The sequence below is a fragment of the Streptomonospora alba genome (assembly GCF_000826685.1).
GTDB classification, from domain to species: Bacteria; Actinomycetota; Actinomycetes; order Streptosporangiales; family Streptosporangiaceae; genus Streptomonospora; species Streptomonospora alba.
Genome location: NZ_JROO01000001.1, coordinates 17,710 through 30,441, shown reverse-complemented (window position 1 = coordinate 30,441; position 12,732 = coordinate 17,710). Strand labels below are relative to the sequence as shown.

At 70.5% G+C, this 12,732-nt stretch carries 11 protein-coding genes and 1 tRNA gene; 10 read left to right on the top strand and 2 right to left on the bottom strand.

Going from position 1 to position 12,732, the window contains the following annotated elements:
• Nucleotides 1–73 precede the first annotated feature (73 nt).
• Together LP52_RS00115 and LP52_RS00110 are read right to left on the bottom strand one after the other, a co-directional pair.
• Nucleotides 74–745, bottom strand: a complete 672-nt coding sequence (locus tag LP52_RS00115; RefSeq protein ID WP_040269636.1) for a TetR/AcrR family transcriptional regulator — start codon at nt 743–745, stop codon at nt 74–76.
• Nucleotides 746–756: 11 nt separating this feature from the next.
• Complete coding sequence (locus tag LP52_RS00110) at nt 757–1,722, bottom strand: acyl-CoA desaturase (RefSeq protein ID WP_040269635.1); 966 nt, start codon at nt 1,720–1,722, stop codon at nt 757–759.
• A gap of 257 nt (nt 1,723–1,979) precedes the next feature.
• Between LP52_RS00110 and LP52_RS00105 the strand changes: the two genes are divergently transcribed.
• The 10 genes from LP52_RS00105 (at nt 1,980) to LP52_RS00060 (ending at nt 12,730) form a co-directional block, all read left to right on the top strand.
• A tRNA-Gln gene (locus LP52_RS00105) sits at nt 1,980–2,051 on the top strand.
• Nucleotides 2,052–2,473: 422 nt separating this feature from the next.
• Entirely contained in the window at nt 2,474–3,949 is a 1,476-nt protein-coding gene (glmU, locus tag LP52_RS00100; protein ID WP_040269634.1) for a bifunctional UDP-N-acetylglucosamine diphosphorylase/glucosamine-1-phosphate N-acetyltransferase GlmU, read from the top strand.
• Between the two features lie 30 nt (nt 3,950–3,979).
• A complete protein-coding gene (locus LP52_RS00095) occupies nt 3,980–4,954 on the top strand; it encodes a ribose-phosphate diphosphokinase (RefSeq protein WP_040269633.1) in 975 nt (324 codons plus the stop codon).
• 356 nt (nt 4,955–5,310) lie between these two features.
• Nucleotides 5,311–5,988: a 50S ribosomal protein L25/general stress protein Ctc gene (locus LP52_RS00090; RefSeq protein ID WP_040269632.1), complete on the top strand. Its 678-nt coding sequence runs from the start codon at nt 5,311–5,313 to the stop codon at nt 5,986–5,988.
• Nucleotides 5,989–6,102: 114 nt separating this feature from the next.
• The gene (gene pth / locus LP52_RS00085; protein WP_084722752.1) at nt 6,103–6,789 is read left to right on the top strand and encodes an aminoacyl-tRNA hydrolase; all 687 of its coding nucleotides are present in this window, start codon (nt 6,103–6,105) and stop codon (nt 6,787–6,789) included.
• Between the two features lie 288 nt (nt 6,790–7,077).
• Nucleotides 7,078–8,544, top strand: coding sequence for a sugar transferase (locus LP52_RS00080; RefSeq protein WP_394298169.1), 1,467 nt, complete (start codon nt 7,078–7,080; stop codon nt 8,542–8,544).
• 5 nt (nt 8,545–8,549) lie between these two features.
• Nucleotides 8,550–9,341, top strand: a complete 792-nt coding sequence (locus LP52_RS00075; protein ID WP_040269631.1) for a 3'(2'),5'-bisphosphate nucleotidase CysQ — start codon at nt 8,550–8,552, stop codon at nt 9,339–9,341.
• Nucleotides 9,342–9,385: 44 nt separating this feature from the next.
• Nucleotides 9,386–10,318 carry a sulfate adenylyltransferase subunit CysD gene (gene cysD / locus LP52_RS00070; protein WP_040269630.1) on the top strand — a complete coding sequence of 311 codons (933 nt, stop codon included), beginning with the start codon at nt 9,386–9,388 and terminating at the stop codon, nt 10,316–10,318.
• A 41-nt stretch (nt 10,319–10,359) separates the two neighbouring features.
• Nucleotides 10,360–11,628 carry a sulfate adenylyltransferase subunit 1 gene (locus LP52_RS00065; RefSeq protein WP_040269629.1) on the top strand — a complete coding sequence of 423 codons (1,269 nt, stop codon included), beginning with the start codon at nt 10,360–10,362 and terminating at the stop codon, nt 11,626–11,628.
• A 211-nt stretch (nt 11,629–11,839) separates the two neighbouring features.
• Nucleotides 11,840–12,730, top strand: coding sequence for a sulfotransferase family protein (locus LP52_RS00060; RefSeq protein ID WP_040269740.1), 891 nt, complete (start codon nt 11,840–11,842; stop codon nt 12,728–12,730).
• The last annotated feature ends 2 nt before the right edge of the window (nt 12,731–12,732 follow it).

The window sequence follows — 12,732 nt, the reverse complement described above, 5'->3', positions numbered from 1 at the left end:
ATATCGCCGCGCGGAGGCGGTGTTCGCGCGGCGGGCGGGGATCGGCCCGCCGCGCACGGCGGGCCGAACGCCCCTAGTGGAGCCGGCCCTGGCCGCGCCTGGGGTGGACGTGGTCCAGCCGCGGCCGGGACTCCAGATTGGACAGGCCGTTCCAGGCGAGGTTGACCAGGTGCGCCGCCACGATCTCGCGCTTGGGCTTGCGAACCTCCAGCCACCACTGCCCGGTCATGGCCACCATGCCCACCAGCGACTGCGCGTACATCGGCGCGAGCTTGGGGTCATAGCCCCGGCTGCTGAACTCCTCGGCCAGGATGTGCTCGACCTGGGTGGCGATGTCGCTGATCAGGCTGGCGAAACTGCCGGTGCCCGAAGCGGCGTGGGAGTCGCGTGCCAGGATGCGGAAGCCCTGGCTGTACTCCTCCACGTAGCGCAGCAGCGCCAGCGCGGCGTTCTCGATCTTGCCGCGCGGGGTGTCAGCGGTCAGCGATTCGGCGATCATCTCGAGCAGTGTCTGCATCTCACGGTCGACGACGACCGCGTAGACACCTTCCTTACCGCCGAAGTGCTCGTAGACGACGGGTTTGGACACACCCGCCCGGGCCGCTATCTCCTCGACCGAGGTGGCGTCGAACCCGCGCTCGGCGAAGAGTTCGCGCCCGATCTGAAGGAGTTGCTCACGGCGCTGTTTTCCGGTCATGCGCCTACGGCGCGACCGTGGCTGCTCGCTTTCGCTGACCGCTGCCATGGAATCTCACTCTAGCTCTCGGCGCCGACGCGCTTGGCGGAAAGCCGGTCGGCGTTGGGCCACCGGACTTTACTCGCCCATCCGAGTTTCTCAAACACCCAGATGACGCGCGCGGAAATATCGATCTGGCCCTTGAGCACTCCGTGGCGGGCGCAGGTGGGGTCGGCGTGGTGCAGGTTGTGCCAGGACTCGCCGAAGGACGGGATCGCCAGCCACCACACGTTGCGCGAGCGGTCGCGGACCTCGAAGTTCTCCTCGCCGATGGTGTGGCAGATGGAGTTGATCGACCAGGTGACGTGGTGCAGCAGCGCGACGCGCACCAGGCCGCCCCAGAAGAACGCGGTGAGCGCGCCCCACCAGGACATGGTGACGAGGCCGCCGACGACCCCCGGGCCCACCAGAGACAAGAGCACGAGCGGACCGAACAAGCGGTCGACGCGGCGGATGTCGGTGTCCTTGAGCAGATCCGGCGCGAACCGCTTGGGCGAGGTCTTCTCCTCGTCGAGGTAGAGCCAGGCCATGTGGGCGTAGTACAGGCCCTTGGCCACCGAGCGCCAGTCGTCGCCGAAGCGCCACGGCGAGTGCGGGTCGCCGTCGGCGTCGGCGTACTTGTGGTGGCGCCGGTGGTCGGCGACCCACTTGATGACCGAACCCTGGATGGCCAGGCTGCCGGCCACGGCCAGTGCGGTGCGCAGCGGGCGGTTGGCCTTGAACGAGCCGTGGGTGAAGTGCCGGTGGTAGCCGACGGTGATACCCAGGCCGCTGACGAGGTAGAACGCCGTGCCGATCGCGATGTCGGTCAGAGTGAGCCCCCAGCCCCAGGCGAAGGGCACCGCTGCGGCCAGCGCCAGGAGTGGGATGAAGACGAAGGCGAAGACGGTGTAGCGCTCCACCTTGCCCCGGCCTTCGGGATCGAGTTCGGGTTCACGCGTCCGCTTGTTCGCCTGTGCGGGCGCGATCTCGGGTGCTGCGGTCATATGTCCACCTTGTTCGTGGGCCCGACTGCGGATGTCGGAGCGGAGCGGCGGCTCCGCTCACCCCACCGCTAGCCGGTTTTCAAGAACCTATACCTACGTAACCGTAACCTACGGTCTCGTAAGTTCAAAGCGGTGCAGGCGGAGAGCCCGCGGCGGAGAACGCGTGCGCGGGATACGGATGTGCCGAGACCCGGGCGGAGCCGCTATCGTTGGCATGCGGACCGGACCGCCGCCGCGTGGCGGGTCGGCTCGTTTCTTCCCGGGTGGTCTAAGGGCAGGACACAGGCTTTTGGTGCCTTGAGGTGAGGGTTCGAATCCTTCCCCGGGAGCCCGCTCAGTACGGGGCGCGGCCTGTCGGCCCATCGGGTATGTCACAGCACGCCCCGCGCCCGCCGCCGCTTTCGCTGCAAGCGCCGTGCACTCTCCCGCAGCGCCGCTCCCGCCGCACACCGGGCCCTGCGCACCGCGCTCGCGCCCGTCTTCGCTTCCCCGCGGACGCCACCGCATCCGCACGGGCGCGGCGGTGGCAGCCTCGTCGGGCAAAGCCCACATGTATCCTGCCCATGTCGGCCCTGAGCGGTCTGTCCGCCTTCGACGTCAGGTTGCTCTCCTCCGGCGCCGTCAGTCGTACGGACGCGTCACGTCGGCCCGCGCTCGCCTGTGGGAGCCGCGCCGTGCCGCGTCCGGGAACCCCGCCCGCGTCAGCGCGGGGATCATCCGCATCCGCCAGCGACATGAGGAGTCTCCGCCAGTGAGCGTGAGCCGTCCGGCTGCCGTCATCGTCCTTGCGGCGGGCGAGGGCACCCGAATGAAGTCCAGGCGTCCCAAGGTCCTGCACGAGATCTGCGGCCGCAGCATGCTCGGCCATGTGCTGGCCGCGGCCGACGACCTCGCGCCCGAGCGCACCGTGGTCGTGGTCGGCCACGCCCGCGAGCGGGTGGTCCAGCACCTCAAGGACACCGCTCCGGCCGTCTCCACCGCCGTCCAGGAGGAGCAGAACGGCACCGGCCACGCCGTGCGGATGGCCGTGGAAGAGCTGGAAGCCCAGGGCGTCTCCCTCTCCGGCACCGTGGTCCTCGCCTACGGCGACACCCCGCTGCTGCGCGGGCGCACCCTGTCCGACCTCGTCGAGGCCCACGAGAGCGCCCGGAACGCCGTCACCGTGCTCTCCGCCGAAGTCCCCGACCCCGCCGGCTACGGCCGGGTCGTGCGCGACGCCTCCGGGGAGTTCACCGCCATCGTCGAGCATGCCGACGCCACCGACGAGCAGCGCGCCGTCAGCGAGATCAACTCCGGCATGTACGCCTTCGACGGGACCCACCTGGCCTCGGTCGTACGGCGCCTGTCCACGGACAACGCCAAGGGCGAGGAGTACATCACCGACGCCGCGGCGATCCTGCGCGGCGACGGCCACCGCGTCGGCGCCTCCGTCGCCCGAGAGTGGACCGAGATCCAGGGCGTCAACGACCGCGTGCAGCTGGCCGAGGCCCGCCGGCTGCTCAACGACCGCCTGCTGGCCGAGCACATGCGCTCCGGCGCAACAATCGTCGACCCCGCGTCGACCTGGGTCGACGCCGAGGTCGAACTCGGCCCCGACACCGTCGTGGAACCCCAGACCCAGCTGCTGGGCCGCACCGTCGTCGACGAGGGCGCCGTGGTGGGTCCGGGCTGCCGCCTGAACGCCACCCGCGTCGGAGCCGAGGCCGTCGTGCGCCACGTGGTCGCCGACGACGCCGACATCGGCCCCGGGGTCAGCGTCGGCCCCTACTCCTACCTGCGTCCCGGGACCGTCATCGAGTCCGACGCCAAGATCGGCGCGTTCGTCGAGGTCAAGAACTCCGCCGTCGGCGAGGGCTCCAAGGTCCCGCACCTGACCTACGTCGGTGACGCCGACATCGGGGTGGGCGTCAACATCGGCGCCTCCTCGGTGTTCGTCAACTACGACGGCGTCACCAAGAACCGAACCACCGTCGGCGACCACGCCCGCACCGGCAGCGACAACACCTTCGTCGCACCCGTGCACGTGGGCGACGGTGCCTACACCGGTGCCGGCACCGTGGTCCGCGAAGACGTCCCGCCCGGCGCGTTGGCGGTCTCGGCCGGCAAGCAGCGCAACATCGAGGGCTGGGTCGGGCGCAAGCGTCCCGGAACGGCCGCCGCCGAGGCGGCCGAGCGGGCGCAGGGCGGACAGTCCGAGTCCGCCGAGGAGCGCCGCGATGAAGATTGACTGCGTCAGTGTCTGTGGGGGATCTCTGAAGTGACCGGCATGAAGGCCGCGGGTCAGAAGAAGCTCATGCTGTTCGGGGGGCGCACGCACCCCGATCTCGCGGAGCAGGTGGCCGATCAGCTCGGCATCGAGGTCGCGCCGACGAAGTTCCAGGACTTCGCCAACGGCGAGATCTTCGTGCGCTACCTGGAGTCGGTGCGCGGGTGCGACGCCTTCGTGCTGCAGTGCCACTCCGACCCGATCAACGAGTCGATCATGGAGCAGCTGATCATGGTCGACGCTCTCAAACGGGCTTCGGCCAAGCGCATCACGGTGGTGACGCCGTTCCTGGGCTATGCCCGCCAGGACAAGAAGCACCGGGGCCGCGAACCCATATCGGCGCGGTTGATGACCGACCTGTTCCGCACCGCGGGCGCGGACCGGCTGATGTCGATCGACCTGCACACCGACCAGATCCAGGGATTCTTCGACGGCCCGGTGGACCACCTCTTCGCGCTTCCGCTGCTGGCGGACTACGTCCAGTCGCGCGTCGGCTCGCCCGATGAGGCCACCGTCGTCTCGCCCGACTCCGGGCGGGTGCGCACCGCCGACCGCTGGGCCGACCGGATGGGCGCGCCGCTGGCGATCATCCACAAGCGGCGCGACCCCGACGTGGTCAACCAGGTCAAGGTGCACGAGGTCGTGGGCCAGGTGAACGGCCGCACCTGCGTGCTGGTCGACGACATGATCGACACCGCCGGCACCATCGTCAAGGCGGCCGACGCCCTGTTCGAACAGGGCGCACGCGAGGTCATCGCCGCGGCCACCCACGGTGTGCTCTCGGGTCCGGCGGCCGAGCGGCTGCAGAACTCGCGGATCTCGGAGGTGGTCATCACCAACTCGCTGCCCATCCCCAAGGACCGCCGGTTCGAGAAGCTCACCCAGCTGTCGATCGCCCCTCTCCTGGCGCGGGCCATCAGCGAGGTCTTCAGCGACGGATCGGTCACCAGCCTGTTCGAGGGCTAGTCCGAGGGCCGGTTCGAGGACCGTCGACGCGTCGGCGGGCGCGGTCCAGCGCGTCCGCCGAAGGGGTATGTGTTCGAGGGGCCCGGTAGAGCCATTAGACTTGGCCGAGTGTCCCCAGCTCCCGCTGGGACGCGCTGGGCGCTGAACAGGAACGTGGCCGCACCGCCGCGGCCGGTGCGGCGCCGTCGGCGAGTGCTCGCACCCGATGCGGGTGCGTTCCACGCGGCGCGGTCCGCTCCCGTCGTCGGCAGGCAGCGGCCCTCGGCCCCTGAGGACGTCGCCGTCTACGCGGGAGCCGTTTTTACGTAAAGTCGTGTTCCCCGCGGTTCGCGGGGACGATCCCGAGGAGTTTTGTCGTGTCCGAGGTACGCATCGCTGCCGAGCCGCGCACGGAATTCGGCAAGGGCGCCGCACGGCGCGTCCGCCGCGCGGGTAAGGTGCCGGCCGTCCTCTACGGCCACGGCACCGACCCTCGCCACATCGCACTGCCGGGCCATGAGCTGATGCTGGCTCTGAAGACCCCGAACGTGCTGCTGCGCGTCGACGGCCTGGCCGGCACCGACAACCTCGTTCTGCCCCGGGCCGTCCAGCGCGACCCCATCAAGGGCTGGCTCGAGCACGTCGACCTGCTCGTGGTGAAGAAGGGCGAGAAGGTCCACGTCGAGATCTCGGTGAGCCTGACGGGCGAGATCGCGCCGGGCGGCGTCCTCAACCAGGAGCTGGTCACCGTCGAGGTCGAGACCGAGGCGACCCGCATCCCCGAGGGCGTCGAGTACAGCGTCGACGGCCTGACGACGGACGCGCACGTCACCGCTGCCGACCTCAACCTGCCTCAGGGCACCGAGCTGGTCACCGACCCCGAGACCATGGTGCTGACGATCGCCCCTGAGCGCAGCGACGAGGAGGTCGAGGCGCTGGAGACCGAGGAGGCCGACGTCGCGGCCGAGGCCGCCGAGGAGGCCGCCAAGGGCGACGGCGAGTCCGCCGAGTCCTCCAGCGGCGAGTCGGGCGGTTCCACCTCCGAGCAACAGTAGGTCGGCGCCTGGCCGGGACCGCTCCGCGCGGGCGTCCCGGTCGCGCCCCGTGCGTCGGCTGCCTGCGGCAGCGCGGCGCACGGAGTATCACGAGAGACGAAACGGCGGACGGCGATGCGCGCTCTCCTGCGGCGGATACTGCGGGGCGGCGCGCCGCCGTCCAGCGGTGCGGCCGCGGACGCCGCCGCACCGGCCGAGAAGCGGAGCGGTGAGGTGGCCCCGGTCGAGACCGAGCGGTGGCTGGTGGTGGGGCTCGGCAACCCGGGCCCCTCGTACGCCGGCAACCGGCACAACGTCGGCTTCATGATCGCCGACGCACTGGCCGGGCGCGCCGGGCAGCGCTTCAAGGCGCACAAATCCCGCGCCGAGGTCGCCGAGGCGCGCGTCCAGGGCGTTCCCGCCGTGCTGGCCAAGCCCCGTTCCTACATGAACCTCTCCGGCGGGCCCGTCGCGGAGCTCAGCCGCTTCTACAAGGTCCCGCTGGAGCGCATCCTGGTCATCCACGACGAGTTGGACGTCGGCTTCGGCTCGCTGCGGCTCAAGCGCGGCGGAGGCGCGGGCGGGCACAACGGGCTGCGCTCGCTCACCTCGTCGCTGTCGGATCCCGGTTACCTGAGGCTGCGTGTGGGTGTGGGCCGTCCGCCCGGCCGGATGGACGCGGCCTCCTACGTGCTCAAGGACTTCTCCGCGACCGAGCGCAAGGAGCTCGGCGTCGTCGTCGAGCGTGCCGCCGACGCGGCCGAGACCGTCCTCACCGACGGCCTGGAGAAGGCGCAGAACGTCTACCACGCCGAGGTCTGAACGGCCCGGTCCGCCCGCCCTGCCGCCCGGCGCACCCGCGTCCGCCGCATTGCGGACGTCTGCGACCACGCTGCTGCCAGGCAGCATTTCCGGCCACGCTCCGTCACGTTACGCGACTGAGTGATCACTTTTAGCTAGGATCGTTCGCGTCAGTGCGCGTTTCCGCACCCTTTCGCCGCGTACCGCGCTTCGCCGTGTTCGCTTCCGGCGCCCGATACGGGCGAGCGGAGCCGTGAGCCGGTCCGTGCCGCGCAGCGCGAACAGGGGGCCGTGCCGAGGTTGGGGTTTATGGTCGCCATCGAACGGGTCCCGGCGCAGTCCGCAGGCGCGCCGGCCGTCCGCACGTGGCCCGAGTGGATGCGCTCCTACGTACGCGGGCTGCGGTGGATCGACGCGGGTGCCGGCGTGCTCGCCGGGGCGTCGGCGCTGCAGACCCGCTTCGCCCACCCCCTCGATACGCCGTCGGAGGGGTGGTACCTGCTGTTCTCGCTGGTGCTGCCTGCGCTGTGGATGCTGGCGGTCGCGCTGTCGGGCGGCTACGCCCGGCGGTTCATCGGGCAGGGCACCGAGGAGTTCCGCCGTGTACTGAGCGCCGGAACGGTGCTGACCGCAGCGGTGGCGATCTGCGCCTACGCCGTGCGGGTCGACGTCGCCCGGGGCTATGTGCTGCTGGCGCTGCCCACGGCGGTGGCGGCCAGCCTGGTGATGCGCTACGCCTGGCGCAAGCGGCTGCACCGGCTGCGCGCCCGGGGCCGGTGCATGCGCGGCGTGGTGGCGGTGGGTCACCTGGAATCCGCCCGCGAGTTGATCCTCCGGTTCCGCCGCGAGCCCTATCACGGGATGCGTGTCATGGGCCTGTGCCTGCCCGGCCACCAGCTGCGGCAGGCGGGCGAGGAGGTGGACGGCTGCCCCGTGCTGGGCGCGTTCGACGGTGCCGCCGAGGCCGCCGAGCGGTCCGGCGCCGACACGGTGGCCGTGCTGTCGTGCCCGGAGATGGACGGGACGGAGCTGCGCCGGCTGGCCTGGCGGCTGGAGAAGAGCGGCACCGACCTGACCGTGGCGCCCGCGCTGATGGAGGTGGCGGGGCCGCGCACGACCATCCGCCCCGTCGCGGGGCTTCCGCTCCTGCACGTCGAGCACCCCGAACTGGCCGGGGCCAGACGCGCCGTCAAGGGCCTGTTCGACAGGGCCGCCGCCGCACTCGCCCTGGTGGTGCTGGCGCCCCTGCTGCTCGGCCTCGCCGTGCTGATCCGCGCGCGGGACCGCGGGCCGGCACTGTTCCGCCAGACGCGGGTGGGCAAGGACGGAGTACAATTCACCCTCTACAAGTTCCGTACCATGGTGGCCGGGGCGGAGGACCTCAAAGGGGGACTGCGTCTCGCCAACGAGCACGACGGCGTATTGTTCAAGATGCGCCGCGACCCTCGGGTCACCGCGTTCGGCGGCTGGCTGCGCCGCTATTCGCTGGACGAACTCCCGCAACTGCTCAACGTGGTGCGGGGGGATATGTCACTCGTGGGACCGCGACCCCCGCTGCCCGAAGAGGTGGCGCGGTACGGCCGCGATGTTCGTCGGCGCCTGGTGGTCAAGCCGGGCATGACAGGGCTGTGGCAGGTCAGCGGCCGGTCGGATCTCTCCTGGGAGGAGTCCGTCCGACTCGACCTGCGATACGTGGAAAACTGGTCGTTGACCCTGGACGTCCAGATCCTGTGGAAGACATGGTCAGCAGTTGTCCGCGGAGCGGGAGCGTACTAAGGCCGGTGAGCAGCATCCGAAACGATCATGAAGTCGCGCGTGACCTGGCGAACGAGGCGGGGCAGCAGTTGCTCCGGCTGCGGGCGCGGCAGGGGTTCGACGAGCCCGAGGTCCTGCGCACACTCGGCGACCGCACGTCGCACGAGTTCCTCTTCTCCAGTCTGGGTCGCCTGCGCCCCAGCGACGCCGTGCTCTCCGAGGAGGGCATCGACGACAAGGCGCGGTTGAGCGCCCGGCGGGTGTGGATCATCGACCCGCTCGACGGCACTCGCGAGTACTCCGAGTCGGGCCGCACCGACTGGGCGGTGCACGTGGCGCTGTGGGAGAACGGCGAGCTCGCTGCGGGCGCCGTGGCGCTGCCCGCCCAGGGCACCACGGTCTCCACCGTCGACCCCCCGTGGTTTCCCGAGGAGCGCCCCACGGAGCAGCGACTGCGCATCACCACCAGCCGCACGCGCCCCCCGGAGTTCGTGCAGCGCCTGGCCAACCAGCTGGGCGCGGAGATCGTCCCCATGGGCTCGGCCGGAGCCAAGATCTGCGCCGTGCTGCTGGGGATCGCCGACATCTACGTGCACGCGGGCGGTCAATACGAGTGGGACAGCGCCGCACCGGTGGCGGTCGCGCGCGCGGCCGGTCTGCACACGTCGCGCATCGACGGCAGCGAGCTCACCTATAACAGGACCGACCCCTCGCTTCCGGATATTCTTGTCTGCCGACCGGAATTGTCGAATATGTTGTTGGCCAGTATCCGCGGCGTCGCCGAACGCGACGGCGCGGATCCACACGCGGCGGGGTAGGGCACACACCCCCCGTGTGAGTCATAGGAGCGTGAGGCGGGTTCATGAGTCAGGCCAGTACGGCACCGCTCGGCAGGTACCAGCTGTCCCAGCTGGACTTCCTGGAGGCCGAGGCGATCTACATCATGCGCGAGGTTGCGTCCGAGTTCGAGCGGCCCGTGCTGCTCTTCTCGGGCGGTAAGGACTCCCTCGTCATGCTGCGGCTCGCCGAGAAGGCCTTTTGGCCCGGAGCGATCCCCTTCCCGGTGATGCACGTCGACACCGGGCACAACTTCCCCGAGGTGATGGAGTTCCGCGACCGCCGCTTGGCGGAGGCCGGGGTAAGGCTCGTCGTCGCCTCGGTGCAGGAGCAGATCGACGCCGGCAAGGTCGTCGAGCCCACCGGCCGTATGGCCAGCCGCAACCGGTTGCAGACCGCGGCCCTGCTGGAGGCGCTCGAAGTGCACGGCTTCGACGCCGCGTTCGGCGGCGCGCGGCGCGACGAGGAGAAGGCCCGCGCCAAGGAGCGCGTCTTCTCCTTCCGCGACGAGTTCGGCCAGTGGGACCCCAAGCAGCAGCGCCCCGAGCTGTGGAACATCTTCAACACCCGGATCAACCCGGGCGAGAACATGCGGGTGTTCCCCCTGTCCAACTGGACCGAGCTGGACGTGTGGGGCTACATCGCCCGCGAGGGGATCGAGCTGCCGCCGATCTACTACGCGCACAAGCGCACGGTCTTCGAGCGCGACGGCATCCTGCTCTCCGACGGCCCCTACATCAACCGCGGTGAGGACGAGGAGCTGTTCGAGGCCACCGTCCGCTACCGCACTGTGGGCGACATGACCTGCACCGGTGCGGTGCGCTCCTCGGCCACGAGCTTGGAGGAGATCATGGCCGAGATCGCCGCCACCCGGGTCACCGAGCGCGGCCAGACCCGCGCCGACGACCGCTCCAGCGAGGCGGCCATGGAAGACCGCAAGCGCGAGGGCTACTTCTAGAGCCCCGGCGCCCTCTCCCCACCCACTTGGAACGCGTGCATATGAGTACAGACATTCTGCGGTTCGCCACGGCCGGCTCGGTCGACGACGGAAAGTCCACCCTGATCGGCCGCCTCCTGTTCGACTCCAAGTCGATCTTCGAGGACCAGCTCGACGCCGTGGAGCGCACCAGCCGCGGCCGCGGCGAGGAGACGACCAACCTGGCGCTGCTCACCGACGGCCTGCGCGCCGAGCGCGAACAAGGCATCACCATCGACGTCGCCTACCGCTACTTCGCGACGCCGCGGCGGACCTTCATCATCGCCGACACCCCCGGGCACATCCAGTACACCCGCAACATGGTCACCGGGGCCTCGACCTCCGACCTGGCGGTCATCCTGGTCGACGCGCGCAAGGGCCTGCAGGAGCAGAGCCGCCGCCACGCCTTCCTGACCACCCTGCTGCAGGTGCCCCACCTGGTGGTGGCCATCAACAAGATGGACCTCGTCGACTACTCCCAGGAGCGGTTCGACGAGATCAAGGAGGAGTTCACAGCCTTCGCCACCAAGCTCGACGTCAGCGACCTCACGTTCATCCCGATCTCGGCGCTGCACGGCGACAACGTGGTGGACCGCTCCATCAACATGCCGTGGTACGACGGCTCCTCGCTCCTGCACCACCTGGAGCACGTCCACATCGCCTCCGACCGGAACCTGATCGACGCGCGGTTCCCCGTGCAGACCGTCATCCGGCCGCAGCGCGCCGCCGACCCCGAGCTGCACGACTACCGCGGCTACGGCGGGATGGTCTCCGGCGGGGTGTTCAAGGCGGGCGACGAGGTCATGCACCTTCCCTCAGGGCTGACCAGCCGCATCGCCAAGATCCTCACCGCCGACGGAGAGCTCGACGAGGTGTTCCCGCCCATGTCGGTGACGGTGCTGCTTGAGGACGACATCGACATCTCGCGCGGCGACATGCTGTGCCGGCCCAACAACCAGCCCGAGGCGTCGCAGGACATCGAGGCGATGATCTGCTGGATGGCCGAGAGCCGCAAGCTCACGCCCAGCTCCAAGCTGGTCATCAAGCACACGACACGCACCGCCAAGGTCGTGGTGCGCGACGTGCGCTACCGGCTGGACGTCAACAGCCTGCACCGCGACGAGAGCGCCGAGGATCTCTCGCTGAACGAGATCGGGCGCGTGAGCATGCGCGCCACCCAGCCGCTGTTCGTGGACGAGTACAAGAACAACCGGCTGACCGGCGGGTTCGTCCTCATCGAGGAAGGCACCAACACCACGGTCGCCGCTGGGATGATCGTCCGCACCGAGTGATCGGCGCCGGGGCCGGCCCGGTCGCCGACGCGGCGCACCCGAGCGGAGGGGCGGCGGCATCGCGCCCTGGACACCCGGGGCGCTCAGCGCCTCCTCCGACGGCGGCGGGCGACGGGCGGGCCCCGGATTTTCCTGCGCAACGCGACCACCCGTGCGCGCACGGTAATAGTGTGCGCGTGTGGACGATTTCCGACTGCTCTACGTCGGCGGTATGGGGCGCTCCGGCTCCACGCTGATCGAGCGCCTGCTGGGTGCACTGCCCGATGTCTGCTCGCTGGGCGAAGTGGTGCACATGTGGCGCCGGGCGCTGGTCGACGGCGAGCCCTGCGGCTGCGGAGCCCCGTTCCGCGCGTGCCGTTTCTGGCGGGACGTCGGCGAGACCGCGTTCGGCGGCTGGGACCGGCTGGATGCGGCCGACGTCCTCGCGCTCAAGGCCTCCGTCGACCGGACCCGCTTCGTGCCGGCTCTGCTCGGCGCCCGTCCGCCGGCGCGTATGGCCGAGCGGCTGGCGCACTACACCGCCCTCTACGACCGGCTCTACGCCGCTGCGGCCCACGTGAGCGGCTGCCGGGTGGTCGTCGACTCCAGCAAGCACGCCTCTCTCGCGGCCTGCCTGCGTCACCGCTACGGCGGACGGCTGCACCTGGTCCACGTGCTGCGCGACCCGCGGGACGTCGCCCACGCATGGGGCAAACGGGTGCCGCGGCCCGATGCCACCGCGACCAGCCCCGAACAGGAGATGGCCCGTTACTCGCCCGGCCGCGCAGCCGTGCAGTGGACCGTGCAGAACGAGGTGCTGGCGCGCGTGAGCCGACTGGGCGTGCCGACGCTGCGCGTGCGCTACGAGGATTTCGTGGCCGACCCCGCCGGGGAGTTCGGCATCCTGGCGCAGTTCGCCGGCCACACCGGTGACCTGCCGGTCGACGCCGCGGGCACGGCGCGGCTGTCACCGACGCACACGGTCTCGGGCAACCCGATGCGGTTCGACTCCGGCGCCGTGCGGGTGCGCGCCGACGCGGGGCGCGGCAACGGTCTGCGGCCGCCGGGCCGGTTCGCGGTCTCCGCGCTGACCTGCGCGAGCCGGCCGAGGTTCGGCTACTGAGC